Here is a 19700-nt window from a genome sequence, read left to right on the forward strand (position 1 = left end):
GTTAAAAGGCCAATGTGCCCTTGACCACCATCACACATTGCCCCCCCACCTTCACCGTCTGGATCGCGTCGTCCTCCGATTCCACTTGGACCAGGATGCGGGACGGACGAGCGATCTCATAGCCCTGCTCGACGATGAGTTCCGTCATCGGCCCCACTTCCACCAGCCCATTATGGACCAAATAAGCGCCCATCGCTCCGCTGGCGCTCCCTGTGGCAGGATCTTCCAGGATGCCGATCGAAGGCGCAAACATTCTCGTATGCACTGTCGCATGGTCCTCCACCGTTACGCTCGTAAAGACCATAATGCCGTTGGCGCCGACCCGCCCACAGACCTCGATAATCGCCGCAGCGTCCGGCACGATCGACCTCACGGCCGTGAGGGTCCGCACCGGCACAATCAAGACCGGTAGTCCGGTCGAGACCACCATCACCGGCCGATTCGTATCGGTGATCTGGTTTTTCGACAGGCCCAGAGCCTTTGCAATGTCGAACAGATCGTCCGAATCCTCCACCGACCCGAGAAACAGCGGTTTCGGCTGGGTCATCACCACCCGGGTAATTAGCCCCTCTTGCGCATGGATCTCGACGGGAAAGAGGCCGATATTGCATTCCTGCATCACGCGAGTCACGCCATCGGTGATGGCAATCAGCCCGAGCTGGGCCAAGACGTAAAAGGTCCCCAGCACTGGATGACCGGCAAAGGGAATCTCCTGTGTCGGGGTGAAAATTCTGAGGCGCACAACGGCCGCAGGGTCCGTCGGCGGCAACACGAAGACCGTCTCGGAGAGATTCATCTCCCGGGCGATCTGCTGCAATTGATCATCGTCGAGACCCTGCGCTTCGGGGAAAACCGCAACCGGGTTCCCGCCGAACGGCAGCGAAGTAAAAACATCGGCTTGATAAAATTTGAGCTGGTGTCGCTCAGGCATTCGGACCTCCTAGCAGGCTGAGGAGCAACGACTGTGACACACACTATAGAACATTTTTACAGGATGCTCAAAAAGGTCGCCCGCAAGGCACAGACGATGCGAGCATCCTGCTACGCAGGCTGCGGAAGCGCTTCAAACTCCTGCCTCATCGGACTCCGCAGATAATTCTCCACAAAGTTCTGGAGCGAGCCGTTCCGGTAGAGCAGCTCGTTGGCAAATCTCGTATCGATCTTGTGCAGGACCTTGACCGTCACGCCGGTCTTCTTCGCAAACTGCTCCAGCGTCACCCCCGTGATATCGCTATAGGGGCCGCGGCCCGACTGCATAATGCACTTGGGGATATGGATTATTTTCTGGTTGGTCAGCCTGCGGGCGATGTCGTCGAAGGTCAAGAGGACCGTACAGTCCGAATCGCCACTCAGCAGCGCGTTCGGCACATAGAGGAACTTGGCGCGGTTCTTCCGGTACAGAGTCAGGACCTTGTGGACGCTCGCAGCCGTGACGACCGTATCCTTCTTTTCCAGCTCCAACGAATCAAAGCTGCTCACGATCCGTTTCCGGTTGAGAAAGGCCGTCGCATAGGATTCGGTATGGATCGTCTGGAGGTTCGGCAGCCCCGCCTCATAGATCCGCAGCGCTTCCCCCGGCAGATGCTTCCGCCCCTGCCGCATCAGATTCGACGTCTCCTCTTTCAAACCTCGCACCGGCGTCAGGGTCCCCATCCAGAGCACGCAGTCCTTATTGATCGAGGAGATCAAGGCCGCATCCTTCGACATCGTGTGTTCATCGAAGGCGTAAAAATTGGCCGACGAGACAGCCGGCCCATCCAAAACTTTCAGCACATGTTTGACCGAGGGGGCATGGGGCATCAACCTCTGGCGGTAGTCGCTCAGGGTAATGACCGACAGCTCGAAGTTGATCCGTCCAGGGAACTGCGCCACGAGCTGATGGATCTTCGGCACATGCACATATCCCACGGTAAAGAACTGGATGCTCTTGTCCGTATAGGTGAGGAAGTCCTCGACCCACTCCATCGCCTTCGGATGGAGGAACAGATCGGTCCATTCCATATATTCGTTGCCGCCCAGACACCAAAACTGTTTCGGGTCCGTGGGCTTCTTGCTGATGTAGTCGAGGATGTATCTCCAATCCTCGTCGCTGGTTTTGGGAGGATCGAGCGTTTCGCGGTAGGAATGGTCCAGCTCGTAGCAGAACTCGCACTTCACCGGGCAATCGCGCCCCAGGCTGAGCGGAATCTTGCCCGCGTCCATTTCCTTGCGCAGGACCTCACGATAGTCTTTGTTCGTGAAGATGGGAACGGCTTGAAGGATGGGCAGTTGCGTCGGCATCGTTTGACAGATTTATATCACGTTTGTCAGACTTGCCCTATGGCCGAGGTAACCCAAGAAGACGTGAACCACGCATTGGAGGTACTGGGACTGACCCTCCCCATCACCCCCGAAACCCTTGAGCAGACCAGGCGAGCGCTGCTCCATACCTGGAACTCCGCCCGTTACGCAAATCTGACCAACAACCCCAAACAGTACATGCAGTCTTACAAGAAGGCCGAAGAGATGACCACACTCATCGAAGCAGCTTACGCCCTACTCTCCGCCGTGCTAGTTCCGGATGATGAAAACGCCACCTAACTGCGTTCTCAGTCGTACGTCTCCCTGCGACGTACCCCAGAGGGTACGCCTCAGTCACCGTACTCCCTGCGGCCTTGTTACCTGGCGTTTTGATCATCCTGCTAACCCGCATCGTGGCTCGTGACTCTGGCCATAACTTCATCCCCCTCCGACTGTGCCACCGGCCAGGTAACCAGGCCTGACACACCGTCCGGCGAGCCAAGGATCTGCGTCTGCTGGGCATAGATCTGCGGCAGCTGGTTCGTCCCGAACTTGGAGATGTAGAGGAAAACGTGCTCGCGGGAATTCACCCGCACGGCCCAGGGCTGGAAGTCGTTCTTGTAGAATTCTTCGCAGAGCTGCATCGCATCCATACAGGAGAGCGTGCTCGGATCGTTCAACGTGTAGTAATAGTCCAGGGGCAGATCGTAGTCCTCTTGCTTGTGGATCGTAATGCCGAACTTCTCCGGGTTCCGCACCATCGGCGTATGGCGATAGGCCACAAAGTAGAAGAGCTCCACCGAATGGATCACCGGCTGGTTGTCGATGACGAACTGGCGGGTCTCCAGCGCCTCGTCCCTCGTCTCGCCTGGGAAGCCATAGAAAGCCATCACATGGTTCCAGATCCCCGCCTTGGCCGCCTGATGGAGGTTGTTCTGGATCACGCTCTTCTTGGCATGCTTGTCCATGAGGTTCAGCACCCGCTCGTTCGCCGACTCCATCCCGTAATAGAGGGTGCAGCAGCCGGCCTTCGCCGCCAGGTCCCAGATCTCCTGGTCTTGCAGCGTTTCTTCGAACCGGATCAGCGTCGTCCACTTGATCCCGACGTTCTGCTCGACCAAGAGTTGCGACACCTTCTTGAACAGGGCCGGCGGGTACGACTCATCAGAAAAGAGGAAGTGCTTACAGTGGTACTTGTCCCGCAGCGTCTTGATCTGCTCGATCACTTGCTGAGCCGGCACACCGCGATATTGATCGAAGTAGCCCTGGCCATGGTCGCAGAACGTGCAGCGGCCCCAATAGCAGCCGCGCGTCGCGAGGTAGGGAATGATCAGCTCCGGCACGAAGTATTTCTCCAGCGGCAGCCCCTCGAAGTCCGGCAGAGGCAGCGACGTCGTCTTCTCCGTATAGACTTCCAGATTCCGGTGGAGGCCTGACTCATCGCGATACATCAAGTTAGGCACGGAGGCGATAAGCCGCTCCCCGTTCAAGGCCTCAATCAACCAAAGCAGCGCATGTTCCCCTTCATAGAGGATGGCCGAGTCGAAGAGCTCTGTGAAGAACCGTTCCTGGTTCGGCAGCTCTTCCTGCAATCTCGTGATGACATTGCCCCCCACCACCACATGGATGTGGGGGAAGGTCTCCTTGATCATCTTGCAGAACGTCAGGCCAGCCAGCAGCTGCATCTGAGTCCCGATCGAGATCCCGACCACGTCCGGCTTCTCTTTCGCCACAGCCGGCATCACCAACTGGTTGCAGATATCCCGATAGACGTTCACCTGTTCATCGTCCAGACAGGCAAAGACCTCTTTCGAGACGCCGGGCCGATAGCCCAGGTTGCTTTCCATCGGATAGAACACGATCGAGGCGGGATAATAGGCAGCGGAAATGTAATGCATCACCTCGCGGAAGCAGTTCAGCGCCCCTTCCAGCTTCTCAGCCTGATAGAACCGCTCGCCCCGCACGATCAGCTTGGCATCCTCGGCCCGCTCCGCCAGATCGAACACATCCACCGCATAGGCCTGCTCCACCACGGATTTCTGATGCGCCTGCTGCTCGGTCAGGGTCCCGGCCTTCTCTTTATCTTGAAGGGGCTTGAGCTGCATCCCTAGCCGGGCCTTCACCCAGATCAGGAACTCCATCGTGAAGAAATGGTCGTACATCTCGATATTGATGTCGCGCTGCACAACCTTGTGGCCCGCTTCGCGGAGTACCGCCGTCAACGAAGGCAAGGCCAGATAGGGAGCCGTCGGCACCCACTCAGGTGGGAACAGCAGCATGACCTTCGACTGCTTCCGATCCTCTTGCTTGATCGGAGCCAAGCCTTGGATTTGTACGAGTCCTGAGCTACTCATGCGTGGTTTCTTTCATCGTCATTCGTGAAGCGTCTCTTCAGATCACTCAGCACTCAGCACCCAGAACTCAGCACTATTCAACGTCACATTTTTCCAGCTAATGATGGGGCCACGCTGACAATCTTCGCCGCCTTGAACTGCAGATCCTGCAACTTCTCCAAGCCGAACTTCGCGATGTAGAGGAAGATGTATTCGCGGATGAAGAGCCGCAGGTCCCAACCGGGATTATGGTTCCGCTCGAACTGTTCGAAGACCCGCTCCGCCTCTTCGATACTCATCCCGTTCTTCACCGTGTAGTAATAGTCGAGAGCCAGGTCCCATTCCGAGTTCTTATAGGCGGTCACGCCCCACTTCTCCGGGTTCTTCGCCACAGGGTTGTGGCGCCCCAGGTCGAAGGTGCCGAAGCCCAGCGAATGCACATGGTCTTTGTTCTGCTCCAGAAACTCCACCGAAGACCAAGCCTCTTCCTTCGTTTCACCGGGAAAGCCGAAGAAGCCCATGCAATGGTTCCAGATGCCGGCCTTGGCCGTGAGCTCTAAGTGCTTCGTCATGATCTCCGTCGTCGTGGCCTTGTCCATCAGCTTCAGCACCCGCTCGTTCCCCGACTCATAGCCGAAGTGGAGATACTTGCAGCCGGAGTCCTTCGCATCCTGCCAGACCTGATCTTCCAGCAGGCTCTTCTCAAACCGCATGTGGGTCGTCCAGACGATGTCCATCTTGGTCTCGATCAAGCCACGAGCCAACTTGCGAAAGAGCGCCGGTGGGTAGGACTCGTCGGTGAAGTGGAAATGCTTCGCCCCGTACTTATCGCGCAGATGCCGGATCTCCCCCAGAATGTCCTGAATCTTCTTCGTGCGATAACCAGCCGTATAGCCCTCGCCATGGTCGCAGAACTCGCAGCGGCCCCAATAACAACCGCGCGTCGCCAGATAGGGCAGGATTTTCGTCGGCACAAAGTATTTCTCCAACGGCAGCCCGTCGAAATCAGGCGGAGGCAGCGCATGCATGTCTTCCGCGTAGCTCGTGGCAGACACATGGACGCCGGTCTCGTCCTTGTAGATCGTATTGGGCACGTCCGCCAGGCTCCGCTTAGCCCCCACAGCCGACACCAGCTGCACGAAAGCCGTCTCCCCTTCATAGACCACAGCGCTATCGAAATATTGGAACAGAGGCGACTGGGGCAGCACATCGCGCAGGCGCGTGACCGTGTTCCCGCCGATCGTCAGATGGATATGGGGGAAGTGCTGCTTAATCAGGGCGCAGAAGGTCATGGAGGAGAACATCTGCTGCTGCAAGACGATTGAGATGCCGATCACGTCCGGCTGTTCTTCTTCGATGGCCGGCTTCACCAGCTGCTCGAACACATCGCGATAGATATTCACCTGGGTATCGTTCACCGCGTCCATGACCTCGGAGGAGACGAAGACCTTATAGGACAGATCCGTCTCCATCGGCGGCATGCAGATCCGCGCCGGGGCATAGACCATCGAGATAACGGACGTAACCTCACGGAAGACATTGATAGCCCACTCTAACTGATCGATTTCGTAAAAGACTTCCCCTCGGATGATCGCCTTGGCCTTCTCCGCTTTCTTGATCAATTCATCGATCCGCTGGCGGCTCAAATCACAGAGGGAGAGCTGCAAATCCATCTCGGCGTCACTCAGGTCGCGCTTCTTCGAGAGCTTGCGGAGTCGGTCGAGCTGCTGCGGCACCCGGCGCAGGACCCTCTTGAGGAAGTCCTCGCTGAAGTACCAGTCCCACATTTCGAGGTTGATGTCTTTTTGGATAACAGTATGGCCGGCCTGACGAAGGACGGCGGTAAGGGAGGGAAGGCTGAGATAGGGTTCAGAGGGGAACCAGTCCGGCGGGAAGATCAACATGACCTTCATCTTCCGGCCGCTGCTGGCTTCGGAAGCTTGCCGCTGGAGCAGAATCAGCTCTTTGGAGGCCCGTTCGCCCTTCGAATACTCAATGCGCATGCCGGCCTGCTCTCCTATCGTACCGGCACCCTGAAATCCTCAGAATGCCAAATGGTTAGGGCAGAGAAGCGTCATTGTACGAGGGCGGAAGAAGGATATTCAAGGGCGGGAATGGCGCGACTATTCTCCATAGCCGCGCTGCGGCTACGACCGAATGAGCTTGTCGTACTCTGCGTGTGTGCCGATCCAGAACCAAACGATACCATCCGGTGCTTCCACCCCTACCGCTCGGTACTGAAGTCCAACTCTGGCCGACCAGAACCGGCCCACTTGCTTGAAATGCAACGACGGATGCCTGGGGTTTGCCTTCAGAAGTTCAAATGCGTGATCAGCCTGTTCGCGGATCGAGGCAGGCAGCACGTTGTAACAGGTCCAAAAATCAGGTGAGGCGTGATGGATTAAAGTCGTTTCGACTGGCCGGAGGTGTATGCACGGAGAGCTTCCTCGCCTAACGCATCGAGCTTGCCAGCCTTCACATCGGCCTCGAACTGACGGTCCCAGGCCTCTGCGTCGAACGCCGCATACCACCGACGAAACGCCGCGAGCTCAGCGGGAGAAAACTTCGCAATCTGTTGTTCAATGGCTTCTACGTTGCTCATATATCACCTAATCCCGCCAAGACCTGCGACGCGCTTGCCGTCTCTCCTCGCTCGGCTTCTGCGATAGCCGCGAGCAGCTTGGCCTCCTCCTGAGGAAGGAGCTCGAATGTTTCGTCCCCCTCCGAGGCCAGCACCGTCACAACCGTTCCTTCAGGCAGACTCTTCGCATCGACCTTGATCGTCCCGCCATGGACTGTTCCAGTGGTAATCAGCATAACGGCATCCTAGCATTTCAGAGAGAGGCCGTCCAACGTCCGGAACGATCTGTCCCGTCCTTATTCAAGATGGGTCCGCGGTATGCTCAAGGAGCATAATCAGCTCTGTGGAGGCCTACCCCCCTGACACCTCCCTCGCTCTCATCATAAGATCCCGCATCAGCGGCAGAACCGCTTCATCCACATTCAAGGCATAGACCTGCCAGGCTAGAAAACGTAACATACCGAAAGCTCTTGGCCTTTGTGAGACCCATTAAGGAGCCCAACGATGCGTATGAAAAACCCTCCCCACCCAGGATTGTCGGTGCGGCATGACTGCCTCGACCCGCTCGGGCTCTCCATAGCAGCAGGAGCAAAGGCGCTGGGTGTCACGCGGCAGGCCATGAATAACCTGGTCAGCGGCAAGGCCGGGATTTCCGCCGAAATGGCGATCCGGCTAGAAAAAGCATTTGGCGGCGGCGCGGAAACCTGGTTACGGATACAGGCAGCCTACGATCTGGCGCAGGTAGAGAAACAGGTTGGAAAGATCAAGGTTCGGCGCGTGAAAGACGCATTGGCATCGGCCTAAAGCCGATCAGAGCGGGAGGGAAAGGCAGGGGCAGCCCGGTACTTTTCCATGTTTGCTGACCGCTCACACAAGAGCCTATTGTATTGACGAAACATGGGCGGTGCTCGGTCAATGGTGTAGTTTTGAGGGGAAGGTCAGTACGGCAAATTGCAAAGCGATTCGAATGGAATCGACGCTCGGTCACGAGGACGACTGAAAAGATTCTGAGACAAAGACTCCCGACCCTTTCCTCTCTTCATGGCTGTGAGGTGCTCATGATAGTTGCATTCAGGCAGTTAATAACATTCGGTATGTTTTTGATCGTTATTTCAGGGTGCGCAATAGGGCCCACGGGAGGCAATATACGACATGATGAATCTGTGCCTGTAGTACTGAATACAACGATGGATTACCAAGGCACGATACGAGAAATTGCCCGCGCTATTCAGAAAATAAATACCCTCGAGTATGACAGTGTAAATACAGGGGAAATTCGATCAATATGGACCGTTATAGATACGTGCTGGGCGGGGCTGGCGCGAGGAGGTTCATTGCCATGCGCAAGAATGCGAACGGTGGTGCACGTTATGGATACTCAACCAGTTACGGTAACAGTGCGTGTAGAACGGCAGGTAACGCAAGAACACGAAAATACTTATGTGATGATGGCATTCCTAGGGCCATTGTTAGGAGGAATGGTAACTCAGCCTGAATGGGTAGATATGGGCATTGATCGTGAGGCAACGCGAAACTGGCAAGAGCGAATCAAACAAATCATAAATACACAGGGAAAGACATACCCATGACGCCACAATAAAAGATGGGGGACAAGAAAATGAATCGTGAGTCTTTTTCTTGACAGGATTGCGACGATTTCGCTAGAAATTCTCCCATGCCACGCCGCCCACGCCTTGCTGCTGGAGACCTCGCCTATCACGTCCTGAACCGTCGCGTCGGACGACTCCCCTTGTTTGGCACACCCGCTGACTACGCCGCATAGGCTTCCTGAATCAGGCTTGTATTTTTGGACATCCGGGCATAGCCTAATCGCACGAACCAGCCGAGAGGAGACCCGCATGGCAAAAGCCAAAGCTGAAGCGCTCGCGATGATTCAGAAACTGCCTGACGATGTAACCACCGGCGCGATCATGGAAGAGCGGTTCTTCAAGCAACAAGTGGAGAAGGGTCTTCAGGACGTGGCGGAGGGACGGCTTCTCACGCAGGAAGAGCTGAAAGAAAGAATCGCCCAATGGCGCAAGTCAAATGAAAGAAACGTGGTCAGGTCTTGCAAGCCAACATTCCTCGGATAGCCACAGTGTCAGGCCCCATTTCCCGGCGCACGCTGCTCTAAGTTATGCGGGAGCTAGCCGGTCGGTAGACTCAATAGTGACGCCGCACAAGGTCGAACGTCCGGCAGACTAGGAAGCGGTCCGTGAAACACACGCGCATTATCGTCAATCACTACGGCGGTCCCGAAGAACTTCGGGTGATTGAAGAAGAGTGCCCCGAGCCGAAGGACGGTGAAGTGCGGGTGAGAGTGCTGGCCGCGGGTGTCTCCTTGCCCGACCTGATGATGCGCGAGGGCATTCATCCCGAGACGCCCCCGCTGCCCTTCACGCCGGGATGGGATCTGGTGGGCGCGGTGGATCGGCTCGGCGACGGTATCTCTGGAATCGAACCAGGCCAAATCGTTGCCGCGCTGCCGATCAGCGGTGCGTACGCAGAGTTCGTCTGCCTGCCGCAACGTGAACTGGTTCCGGTGCCATCTGGGCTGGACGCCGCTGAAGCTGTCAGCCTCATTCTGAACTACGTCACGGCGTACCAGATGCTGCATCGTTCGGCTCACGTCAGACCGGGCCAGCGCGTATTGATTCACGGCGCGGCAGGTGGGGTTGGCTCGGCATCCTTGCAGCTTGGGCGCCTGGCCGGACTGGAGATGTACGGTACCTGTTCATCGCGAGGGGCGTCGGTCGTTTCCAACCTGGGCGCTATCCCAATTGATTACGAGCGTCAGGACTTCGTGAAAGAAATTCATCGCCTCACGAGCGAGGGCGTGGACGTTGTCTTTGACAGCATCGGTGGCACGCATATCTGGCGTTCCCGCAAGGCTCTGCGTTCTGGCGGGACGGTCGTGGCCTATGGCCTTACTGGCTCGCTACGTGGAGGACGATTGGCTTCAGGTCATTCAGGTGGGCGTCACCGCTTTCGCGGAATCGCCATCTTCGGGTTATATATTGCCGGTGGCTGGCTTTTCCCGGGCAGAAAACGGGTGGTCCCCTACAGCATCCAGTGGCTTAAACGACTGAGACTGGCATTGTTTCGGCAGGATTTGATCGCTCTACTTGACCTCCTTCAACAGCGAAAGATCAAGCCTCTGATCGCGCGGCGATTTCCCCTTACCGAGGCAAGACAGGCGCACGAGTTGCTCGGGACGGGAGGCGTCACAGGCAAGATCGTGCTCGTGCGCAACGGATCGTCGCTTGAATCAGGAGCGGCGTAACCACGGTATGCGGACAAGAAAATGGGAGAGGCTCACTGCTGTCCAAGATCGCTTTGGCAAAAAGTTATCTTGGACAAGAGGGGGAGAGGCTACTTTTCTGGCGGCGCCCTTGGCCTTCCTCGCCTCCGCATCGTCGATTCCAATCCCAGCGTCGCGGTAATTTTTACTTTCCAATCCTCTCTTCCAATCAGACTTCGGATGATGAGCACCGGGCACTCCATGAGGAGGCGATTGCCCTTCCTGATTGACTTCGCACTGACCACTCCGTTAGATGAAGCGCATGAACTGGGATGAAAAATATCAAAAAGGCGAGGTGCTCTGGGATAAAGGCGCCCCGGCTCCGGCGATGAAGCAGTATCTGGCGCGTCATCCGGTGCGTGGGCGTGCGCTGGTGCCTGGCTGCGGCCGCGGGCATGAGGTGGCGCTAGCGGTGGAGCAGGGGCTGGATGCAACGGGGCTGGACATCGCGCCGACTGGGATCGCGGAGGCGCGCGCGAAGTATCCCCATCTGGCGGAGCGCTTCGTGACGGGAAGTTTGTTTGATCCGCCGGAGGCCATGCGCGGCGCCTATGATGTAGTGCTGGAACATACCTGCATGAGCGGGCTGCCTCCGTCGCTTCGCGCCGATTACCGGCGTGGCATCGATCTCACGCTGCGTCGTGGAGGCTTGCTGATCGGGGTCTGGTTCATTAATCCGGCGCTCGGCCCTGGTGAAGTGGGGCCTCCCTTCCCTTTCAGCGAGGCTGATCTAACAGCGCTCTTTGCAAAGGACTACGACATCGTCGAGGATTATGTGCCGGATGTGGCCTTTCCCGGTCGCGAAGGCCGGGAGCGGGTGCGCGTACTGCGCCGCGTGACGGGAAACTAGGCCCACTGGTCTTTCTGGTTCGTCTGGTCTATCCAGTCTGTCGAGTTAGTGTGACTCGACGAACGGGCAAGGCCAGCCAGGAAATCTTTGTCGTTCGTCGCTCATATCTCGTCGTTCGCAAAGGAAGATCATCTGGCTTACGCGGATGCTGGCAACCTCCTGAGGCTTACCTCACGGACAGGGACCGAGTCCAGCCAGCTGTTTACGCGCTTCGTCGAGAAGATCCTGCGTCGGTACACCCTGCAGGGGATCGCGAAATCCTTGCTTGCGCAATTTGAGCACCCCTTCTGCGTGTTTCACCGCCTGGCATAAATCTCCCTTGCGTTTCTCCTCAGGCTTGAGGAGAGCCATGCGGTAGAAATCCAACGCCAGCAAATTACTTACCCACGCCGTGCGTTCCGTGCAATAGCCGTTTTCGTCATCAGCACATCCTGAAGGCCTGGCGCGGCCTTCCCGGGACACGACTTCAAGGGAGTTGGCGTATTTGTAAAAATGGCTGTGGCTGCCGAGGTAACCAGCCCCGTTTCGGTCTTTTCTGTATCGCAGCCTCTGCACTTCGCCCCGGTAATACCATCCATGCCCGTCACGCGGATCGATTGCCAACTGAAAATCGATAACGGAGTCGATCGCTTTGAACTCATCCACTGACAATTCACGGGCGTAACTCGCTTCCAGCATTGCCGCATATTGATTCTTCAGCCTGCGGACTGATTCCGTAACAATCGGCTGCCTGGAGGCCACAGGCAATTCCCTCACGCATCGGCGGTAGGCTTCTTCCGTAAGACGTGCCGGGTCGAAGTACCGGCACGAACGATAGAGCGTATACCAATATGGAAGATCCGCTTTGAATGTCATGCGATTGGCCTCAATGCGCGCGCCTACGACTTCTGCGCCGGCCTTGACAAGATGCTCGAACGGAACGGCGGCTAAATCCATGGCCTTTAAATCGGCGGTCAAAAAGCTCAGCTCAAATCCTTTGTCTGCGTACAGCACTTCGTCCACGATGGCCTTTCCGGGGTCCGTGAGCGCATTCCGGCATGCCTCAGGCAGCTTCTCCCACTCATCGGCCAGCCATTTTTCGATTTGAATCGAGCCGAGATACTCCGACGAGGTGGAGGGAACCTTCATCACCACGTACGCTGCTGATTTTGCCGTTGCGCCAAAATGGACCGGCAGAATTTGCTCCAGCATTTGCAAGTCGACTTGCGCGCCGCTCGTGTCTAGCGCCTCAAAGTTGCCACTGGGGCCTTTCCCTCGATGCACCTTGAGCGACGCCTCATTCCCCTTGCCCCTTTGAACTTCCTGGCACTCCTGCAACGACCCGGCCGGGGTTCTGACAATGTTCCCGGTTGAATCTATTTGGGTGATTGTGCCGGGCTTGAAAGTATCCCGCGGAAAGTCGAAAACCCTGAACCCCGCCCGAGCAGCCAACTGCGCGAGAGAAGCCGACGGCTGAGTTGGCGGCGTGTTCATTTCATTCCTGGCTGGCTGACAACCCCAGAGACACAACGCCACGATTGAGGTCGTCAAAAGTCCTACACGCATCTTAGTCTCCCCCTCCACACTTTTCAGCCGGCAACGATTATCATGAGAAAATTAAACGGTGTCAAACATCGCTTAAGTGCAAAGAGTGCCAGAACCCATTTCGCGACGCGTGGCGGGAGCTGGTTTATCTGGTGTCTTCGGCCTGTCTCGTGCGTGTGGTGCGACGAACGAGAGTCCACGAATAAGGCAGCTTGACGAGCGGTCGTTTCGCACGCAGCATGAATCCAGGCGTTTCAACTACGCTGACTGTCTCATCCCTCGCGTTTCCCGGTCCTTCCTCACGCGATCGATTCTCCAGTCTCCGCCGTTCCACCACCGATGTCGCTCTGCGCACTCGTCACGACACGCGCACAGCGGAACAAGGAGCAACCCCGATGGCCCTACAGAAACCCATTACCGACCGGACCCTCGACATGCTCCAAGTCCCCCTGGAATGCGAGTTCGAGGCCTTAGTAGCTCGCTATCCGGAATTCACCTGGAATGAGCTCTTTCAAGAAGTGTCTCGCTTGAACCGCACAGGGCAGGTGAAAGTGACCAGGGGGGTTGGGATCTTTACCCTCAAGCAAACTGTCGCTGTGAAATAAGCACCGGCCATGCCACAGGGCCAGCCCCCTTTCACGGCCGTGGCGGGGAGCTGGTGCATCTGGTTTATCTGGTCTTTCCGAGAATATAAAATGGCACAGGCTGAGCTGGCCCCTTTTCTTCTTCCGCGGGTTATTGTCCCACTTTGAAATTATCCACGAAACCACGGCTAGTTTATCCAGATCCTTTTACTCTGGACGATCTCCTTTACTGTCTTCAGCACGCGCAATTCGCACAATTTCCTTCGCGATATCTTCTGGCGACAGGACAAAATCGATGCACCCACTGGCGATTGCGCTCTCCGGCATGTCCGGCTGACTCGCCGTACTCAGCTTCTGCGCGATCGTAATGCCGCCTATTGCTTTGATGCCGCACAGCGCTGCTGCCCCGTCGCCATCATAGCCAGAAACAATAACGGCAATCAGCTTGCCGTCCCAGTAATCGGTCAGTGACTGCAGGAATACCGTAATGACGTCAGGCCAGCCTCGAGGCTTTGATATCGGCTTGAGGCGAAACTCTCCATTCAGGACGTGTAAATCACGATTCTCAGGGATGATAAATACATGGTTCGGCTCGACTAACAAACTTTCCGTGATGAGAGTAACCGGCATAGATGTGAAGCGAGGAAGAACTTCATGGAGGTGGGTAGGCATGCTTGTGATGTGATTCACGATGACAATCGCTACACCCATGTCAGCCGGAAGATTTTGCAATAGCCGAATATAGGCGTCGAGGCCACCAGCTGAACCGCCGACGCAAGCAATAGGAAAATTTCTCACCAAGGGACCCTCTTTAACCGACATCTCCCTCACCTTTCCCGTCGCCGATTTCGATATACAAGGGTCATGATTTGAGGTCAGGCCTGAGTCGTGACCATTGGGTCCACAGGGAAAAGACTGAAACTATTTCGCGGTCACGGCGCGTGGCGGGAAGCTGATTCACCTGGTTTCCTTGCTCGACAAACGAACCAGACAATACAAATCTCTCACTAGCTACACTAATCTCGTGGGGCCGTACGCTTGTTCAGTGCGGCCCCGCCTGCCCAAGGAACTACATGATTCGACACGCGACTCCCCGAGTTCACCACGCTTCACTGCTCCTCTTGTGGGCCACTCCATTCATTATCGAACGTGTGGTTTCCCTTGCGGGGCTCCGCCACCGCCCTTCTCTGCGGGAGGTGCCACGTCAGGATTCGTGGATATGCCTGGATCCATGTTGGGCGGTTTCACGGCAGCGCGGGGATCTCCGTGTTGCTCCGGCACATGTTGGATGCCCGGATCGATCCGGGACGGAGAACTGGGTGGAACAGCAGGCTCCAACGGCTTCTCGGGGACTTTGCCTGGAGTTGGCTCACCACCGCTCTCAGGCGGAGCGGGTGGAAAACCAAAAACGGAAACCGCCTGTGCCGAAAGGACGCTCAAAATGACAATGGCCACCAGTCGAGGGGCATTCCCGACCCACCTTCGGGTGGAGAGTGAGTGGGGAGCCCTACCGCATGTATGTTTTGACCACGACATACGCACCTCATCGTCTGTGATAATTGTGTGTAACCTGTGAACGCTCACCTACTGAGGCTTACTGCCGCACCCCTTATGGGCACAGGGGCAGGGTCCCCCTGATTTTGCCTCTCGGCAATTCGACGAACAAAATTCCCTCCCCGGCTCTGCCGGACACGTACAGGTCGGATGCGCGCATGATTTTTCCGCCATGGTATGCCTCCTTTATTGAGAGTCATAAAACAAGGATTCGGACAAACCCTGTTCCCTACCCCTCAGTGGTGTACTCGATACAACCCTGCTGGAACCTCTGCATAATACCCGATGAGCCACATCACGAGCCTATTCGACGCCTCTATTCCCGGGCATTTCTTGAGAATCGATGCATCCTGATGGCAGGATTTGCGGGCACCATGCTGCGGCCTGCCTGAAAACAACGGCCACCTCTTCATATTGTCCCATCTCGTCAAGCCTGAGCCCCAAGTTATCATGGGCTTCGACCAGCGTCAGATCGACCTTGAGAGCTACCTGGAACCAATTGGCCACGACAGCGATGTGACTATGCTTGTATTGGCTGACCCCCGCGTCATTGTTCGCCTGAGGAGACAAATCAACCACAGACATAAGCACCTCCTGAGGCATGGGAGCACTCACAACCGTACCGGTCTTCGCTGCAAGACTACCCGGCTTGTCCGAATCACAAGACAAACCGATAGGGGGAGAGCCCGCAAGGCTTACACTCAGCGCAAGAGAAGCCTGTCTCACGATGCACCTCACGGCGAACATAGTCTCTCGACCATGCTGGTAGTGTCTCAGTTTGGGGAGGGCTCGTCTGCTCAATAGTGCACACTGGCATTATTAATTAGTGCCATGCCGAGCTTACGAGTCAGGTCCTCTGCCCCCAACATTTCACGGCGCGTGGCAGAGAGCTAGTTCGTTTGGTCTATCTGGCTTGTGTGATTCGACGAACGAGCGAGCCCAGCCAGCCACGCCAATCCCCACTCACTCTTGCCATCAGCTATAAGACAGATGCTATTCGCACTTCTCTCCACCCCCTCCGCACCAAACACCCACATTGTCTACTACGCGATGGATACAACTACGACTTTGTAGTAGAGTGCCTCAAATAGCTTACTGCGGACACCTTGGTCTGTTGCTCGGATGGCCCCGGCAGATTCATTAGTGCGGCGACAGTAGGCCGTTCGATCTACGATTCGTCAACTTATTGCAAAAGGAGAAATACAATGCTTGAAACCCTTGCAATTATCTTGGTTGTCCTTTGGATTCTTGGGCTTGTCAGCTCCTACACCATGGGCGGATTCATTCATGCTCTCCTGGTCATCGCGATCGTGGTAATTCTGGTTCGTGTCATTCAAGGTCGTCGCGTGTAACGCCAGCGGGAAGGGGAAATATATGCACGGAACCCTTTCGCGGCGTGTGGCGGAGAGCTGGTTTATCTGGTGTCTTCGGTCTGTTTCGTGCGTGTGGTGCGACGAACGAGCGCACATGAATACGGCAGCTTGACGGGCGGTCTTTTCGCACGTAGCATGAATCCAGGCGTTTCAGCGACGCCGACTGTCTCATCCCTCGCGCGTCCCGGTCCTTCCTCACGCGATCGATTCTCCAGTCTCCGCCGTTCCACCACCGATATCGCTCTGCGCACTCGTTACCAGAGGCGCACAGTGGAGAAGGAGCAATCCCCATGGCCCTACAGAAACCCATTACCGACCGGATCCTCGACATGCTCCAAGGCCCCCTGGAATGCGAGTTCGAATCCATCGTGGCTCGCTATCCTGAGTTCACCTGGAACGAGCTCTTTCAAGAAGTGGCTCGCTTGAACCGTGTCGGGCAAGTGAAAGTGACCAGAGGAGTGGGGATCTTTACCCTCAGGCAAACTGCCACTGTGAAATAAGCACCGGCCTGTCACAGGGCCAATCCCCCTTCGCGGCCTGTATGGGCTTTCATTCCGACTTGTTATAGAATCGCTCGGCAACGAGTCCCCATCCACACGAGGCTCGCATGACCAGAGGCAGCCACTCTCAGCACGACCAGGCCCATCGAGAACACGCGCTCAAGCTCTTTCCCTGGCTCTGCGCCCATTGCGGGCGGGAGTTCGACAGTAAGAAGCTGAACCAGCTCACGGTCCACCACAAAGATCACAACCACGAGAACAATCCTCCGGACGGGAGCAACTGGGAATTGCTCTGCCTCTACTGCCACGATAACGAGCACCAGCGATATCAAGTGGCGGCCGCGTCCGGCGAGCCGCCGCCGAGCCATGAGGCCGAGCGACCATCCACCTTCACGCCCTTCGCCGACCTCGCGAAATTGCTCAAGCCGAAATCCTAGGCAAACGGAGCAGCGACCGAAACATTTTTCAGCGCAACGCGCACGATAGAACATGGAGCTTCAACATGACGCCTGTCCAGGAACCATCTCACGAACATGGCCGCGCCCTACCATCAAGCTCCCACTCCCCTTCCACGAAAGGCGGTACCTGATGATCCGCCGGATGGTGTTCTCGCGAAATCGATATTTCTCTGGGCGCCTTTTAACTGCGAGCGATTTTGAGGCGGAACAAACCTACCATCGCAGCAAGCAACAATTCCGGAACCTCCACACTCTCGGCTTCGGAATTGTGTCAGGATTATCAGTCACGACAAAGGATGATGGCAGGTCCATCCAAATCAGCGCTGGCTATGCGATCGATGGCTGGGGACGAGAGGTTTGCGTGCCCTCGGCCGTTGACTGCCCCTTACCCCAGAAAAGTGATCGACTGCTCGTGTCTATCGGCTATGTTGAAACGGAGACTGAACCGACTCCCGCGCGCGCTGGTGAACCATCAAGTGGGGGAAATCCGGTTGAATGCGCCAGAATAGAAGAGGGCTATGAAGCCACTCTGAGCCACATCCCACCAGGAAAGCCCGTGGGGCCTCCACGCAACCGGCTCACGCAGAGCGAGCCCAGCGCGCTTATTCCCCTCGCCATTCTTCAGCGCAAGGAAAAACAATGGGTCGTCGAGCCCCCGCCGCGCCGCACGCCAGCGAAATCTGCGCGGACGAAACCCAAGAGAGGCAAGAACATCTAGCGGCAGAGGTCAATCGTCGCCAAGACTCCGACGAACAGGAGGCAACACCATGAGCGAATTTCAACCGGAGAAATTCTCATACGAACAGTCCGCCACACAGACCACCTCGGAGAAAGACACCGTCGTCGAAAAACGGAGGAAGGTGACGTTCGACACCGAGGACATTATTGCAGGAGCCGCTGCAAGCGTCGCGATTCTGTTTACCCTGGCCATGATCGCCGGCAAGCTGCCGGTCAACGAGCTGACTATCGGTGTGGTGGCATTCTCAGGGGCTGGCGCGGCAATCGCCAAGATCATCAAGATGAGGCGACGCTAACTGAGGCAAGGAAGCCAGAGCACAACTGCCAGGAGAATTTCCTGGTCAAGTTCTTCTCATTCAATATTTTTTAGCGCATGGCCGCTGACGCGTGGTAACAACGGCGAATAAAGAACGTCCCTATGTCTCTGCCCTTAGAGGGAGCCGAGACGCCAGAGGGTTGTAAGTTCCGCCGCTCGGGCGGCGCTAAGCGGGTCTGTCGGGTCGGAGGCGCGGGGATGGGTCGGACGGACACTGATCTTGCCGATCACTCTGAGGCCCGCTGTCGCAACAGCGGCGAGGAGCTCTTCTCTCGTTCGTAACCCCAGATGCTCGGCCAGGTTTGAGAGCAACAGCCAGCCTTCTCCTCCCGGCTCCAGATGGGCGGCCAGGCCATTGAGGAATCCACGCAACATGCGGCTCTCGGGATCGTAGATCGCATGCTCGATGGGAGAGCTGGGCCGCGCCGGGATCCAGGGCGGGTTACACACCACGAGCGACGCCCGGCCTTCAGGAAAGAGGTCTGCCTGCACGACGTCCACTTTGGCTGTGAGTCCCAGCTTCGCAAGGTTCTCGCGGGCGCAGGCCAGGGCGCGAGGATCATGGTCGGTGGCCACGATGTGCGCGACGCCACGCTTGGCCAGCACTGCCGCCAACACGCCGGTCCCGGTCCCGATATCGAAGGCGCGCGTCTGGGACGGCAACGGTGTCTCGGCAACCAGCCCCACATACTCGCTGCGAACCGGAGAAAACACACCATAGTGAGGATAAATACGGCCACCGAGCGCGGGGATCACCAGGCCCTTCTTTCGCCATTCGTGTGCGCCGATCAGCCCCAGCAATTCGCGCAGCGACACCAGAGTGCGCCCGTCAGCAGGACCATAGGCCTCGGTGCAGGCCAGGCGCAGGTCCGGCGCACGGGGCAGGCGCACTTCATAGTCCTCTTCCAGCGCCACCAGCAACATCCCCAAGACGCGGGCGCGAAGGGACTGGGCCTGCCGATGTAGATGGAAACTCTCAGCCGGAGACGAGCCAGGCTTGGGAGGATGGCGGTCGACTCGCCGCGCCATCGCATTCAGCAACTGTCTGGCATTCTGGAAGTCGCCTTGCCAAAGCAGCGCGCTCCCCTCGCAGGCCAGGCGATAGGCTGTGTCGGCGGTCATCTTGTCAGTGGCAAGGGCCACGCGGGTGGGCGCGGGCGAGCCCCACTCCGAGCGCCAGCGCGCAGAGCAGGCCACACCTGCCTCAATCCAATTCACCAAGAGCGGCTCACTCACGACCGCACCAGCTGGCGATGGCCGAAGGCGGAAAGAAAATCACTGTACACAGTTTGCGTCCTTGTATCTGAT

The 19700-nt window shown here is 57.0% G+C and carries 22 protein-coding genes; 11 read left to right on the forward strand and 11 right to left on the reverse strand.

Annotation, left to right across the window (positions count from 1 at the left end; genetic code table 11):
* Position 1 precedes the first annotated feature (1 nt).
* Together NT179_02135 and NT179_02140 are read right to left on the reverse strand one after the other, a co-directional pair.
* On the reverse strand, positions 2 to 931 hold the full coding sequence (locus NT179_02135) for a PhzF family phenazine biosynthesis protein (GenBank protein ID MCX5720816.1): 930 nt from the start codon (positions 929 to 931) through the stop codon (positions 2 to 4).
* A 110-nt stretch (positions 932 to 1041) separates the two neighbouring features.
* Positions 1042 to 2280 carry a hypothetical protein gene (locus NT179_02140; GenBank protein ID MCX5720817.1) on the reverse strand — a complete coding sequence of 413 codons (1239 nt, stop codon included), beginning with the start codon at positions 2278 to 2280 and terminating at the stop codon, positions 1042 to 1044.
* Positions 2281 to 2319: 39 nt separating this feature from the next.
* Here NT179_02140 and NT179_02145 point away from each other — a divergent pair, with 39 nt between their 5' ends.
* Positions 2320 to 2580 (forward strand): hypothetical protein, encoded by a 261-nt coding sequence (locus NT179_02145; GenBank protein ID MCX5720818.1) that lies wholly within the window; start codon positions 2320 to 2322, stop codon positions 2578 to 2580.
* 101 nt (positions 2581 to 2681) lie between these two features.
* Here the strand turns inward: NT179_02145 and NT179_02150 are convergent, their stop codons facing one another.
* The 5 genes from NT179_02150 to NT179_02170 form a co-directional block, all read right to left on the reverse strand.
* Positions 2682 to 4634: a radical SAM protein gene (locus NT179_02150; GenBank protein MCX5720819.1), complete on the reverse strand. Its 1953-nt coding sequence runs from the start codon at positions 4632 to 4634 to the stop codon at positions 2682 to 2684.
* An 83-nt stretch (positions 4635 to 4717) separates the two neighbouring features.
* A complete protein-coding gene (locus tag NT179_02155) occupies positions 4718 to 6616 on the reverse strand; it encodes a radical SAM protein (GenBank protein MCX5720820.1) in 1899 nt (632 codons plus the stop codon).
* Positions 6617 to 6760: 144 nt separating this feature from the next.
* Positions 6761 to 7015: a hypothetical protein gene (locus NT179_02160; GenBank protein ID MCX5720821.1), complete on the reverse strand. Its 255-nt coding sequence runs from the start codon at positions 7013 to 7015 to the stop codon at positions 6761 to 6763.
* Positions 7015 to 7215 (reverse strand): hypothetical protein, encoded by a 201-nt coding sequence (locus tag NT179_02165; protein ID MCX5720822.1) that lies wholly within the window; start codon positions 7213 to 7215, stop codon positions 7015 to 7017. Before NT179_02165 ends, NT179_02160 begins: the two co-directional genes overlap by 1 nt.
* Positions 7212 to 7430 (reverse strand): hypothetical protein, encoded by a 219-nt coding sequence (locus NT179_02170; GenBank protein MCX5720823.1) that lies wholly within the window; start codon positions 7428 to 7430, stop codon positions 7212 to 7214. Before NT179_02170 ends, NT179_02165 begins: the two co-directional genes overlap by 4 nt.
* Before the next feature lie 268 nt (positions 7431 to 7698).
* On the opposite strand from NT179_02170, the gene NT179_02175 reads away from it, so the two are divergent.
* From NT179_02175 to NT179_02190, 4 genes are all read left to right on the forward strand, one after another.
* A complete protein-coding gene (locus tag NT179_02175; GenBank protein ID MCX5720824.1) occupies positions 7699 to 7998 on the forward strand; it encodes a HigA family addiction module antitoxin in 300 nt (99 codons plus the stop codon).
* Between the two features lie 1055 nt (positions 7999 to 9053).
* Positions 9054 to 9287, forward strand: a complete 234-nt coding sequence (locus NT179_02180) for a hypothetical protein (protein MCX5720825.1) — start codon at positions 9054 to 9056, stop codon at positions 9285 to 9287.
* A 122-nt stretch (positions 9288 to 9409) separates the two neighbouring features.
* Entirely contained in the window at positions 9410 to 10477 is a 1068-nt protein-coding gene (locus NT179_02185) for a medium chain dehydrogenase/reductase family protein (GenBank protein MCX5720826.1), read from the forward strand.
* A gap of 280 nt (positions 10478 to 10757) precedes the next feature.
* Entirely contained in the window at positions 10758 to 11345 is a 588-nt protein-coding gene (locus tag NT179_02190; protein ID MCX5720827.1) for a methyltransferase domain-containing protein, read from the forward strand.
* 171 nt (positions 11346 to 11516) lie between these two features.
* Here NT179_02190 and NT179_02195 read toward each other — a convergent pair whose 3' ends face one another.
* Complete coding sequence (locus NT179_02195; GenBank protein ID MCX5720828.1) at positions 11517 to 12818, reverse strand: hypothetical protein; 1302 nt, start codon at positions 12816 to 12818, stop codon at positions 11517 to 11519.
* Between the two features lie 446 nt (positions 12819 to 13264).
* Here NT179_02195 and NT179_02200 point away from each other — a divergent pair, with 446 nt between their 5' ends.
* Positions 13265 to 13474 (forward strand): hypothetical protein, encoded by a 210-nt coding sequence (locus tag NT179_02200; GenBank protein ID MCX5720829.1) that lies wholly within the window; start codon positions 13265 to 13267, stop codon positions 13472 to 13474.
* Positions 13475 to 13660: 186 nt separating this feature from the next.
* Here NT179_02200 and NT179_02205 read toward each other — a convergent pair whose 3' ends face one another.
* Positions 13661 to 14275: a chemotaxis protein CheB gene (locus tag NT179_02205; protein ID MCX5720830.1), complete on the reverse strand. Its 615-nt coding sequence runs from the start codon at positions 14273 to 14275 to the stop codon at positions 13661 to 13663.
* A 1035-nt stretch (positions 14276 to 15310) separates the two neighbouring features.
* Positions 15311 to 15586, reverse strand: coding sequence for a hypothetical protein (locus tag NT179_02210; GenBank protein ID MCX5720831.1), 276 nt, complete (start codon positions 15584 to 15586; stop codon positions 15311 to 15313).
* A gap of 626 nt (positions 15587 to 16212) precedes the next feature.
* Here NT179_02210 and NT179_02215 point away from each other — a divergent pair.
* The 5 genes from NT179_02215 (at position 16213) to NT179_02235 (ending at position 18372) form a co-directional block, all read left to right on the forward strand.
* Positions 16213 to 16359: a lmo0937 family membrane protein gene (locus NT179_02215; GenBank protein ID MCX5720832.1), complete on the forward strand. Its 147-nt coding sequence runs from the start codon at positions 16213 to 16215 to the stop codon at positions 16357 to 16359.
* A gap of 311 nt (positions 16360 to 16670) precedes the next feature.
* Positions 16671 to 16880, forward strand: a complete 210-nt coding sequence (locus NT179_02220; GenBank protein ID MCX5720833.1) for a hypothetical protein — start codon at positions 16671 to 16673, stop codon at positions 16878 to 16880.
* Positions 16881 to 16987: 107 nt separating this feature from the next.
* Positions 16988 to 17317 carry a YajD family HNH nuclease gene (locus tag NT179_02225; protein MCX5720834.1) on the forward strand — a complete coding sequence of 110 codons (330 nt, stop codon included), beginning with the start codon at positions 16988 to 16990 and terminating at the stop codon, positions 17315 to 17317.
* Between the two features lie 577 nt (positions 17318 to 17894).
* The gene (locus NT179_02230) at positions 17895 to 18056 is read left to right on the forward strand and encodes a hypothetical protein (GenBank protein MCX5720835.1); all 162 of its coding nucleotides are present in this window, start codon (positions 17895 to 17897) and stop codon (positions 18054 to 18056) included.
* Between the two features lie 49 nt (positions 18057 to 18105).
* Entirely contained in the window at positions 18106 to 18372 is a 267-nt protein-coding gene (locus NT179_02235) for a hypothetical protein (GenBank protein MCX5720836.1), read from the forward strand.
* Between the two features lie 134 nt (positions 18373 to 18506).
* Here NT179_02235 and NT179_02240 read toward each other — a convergent pair whose 3' ends face one another.
* Entirely contained in the window at positions 18507 to 19628 is a 1122-nt protein-coding gene (locus NT179_02240) for a class I SAM-dependent methyltransferase (protein ID MCX5720837.1), read from the reverse strand.
* Between the last annotated feature and the right edge of the window lie 72 nt (positions 19629 to 19700).

Source organism: Nitrospirota bacterium, assembly GCA_026387665.1.
Lineage (GTDB): Bacteria > Nitrospirota > Nitrospiria > Nitrospirales > Nitrospiraceae > Palsa-1315.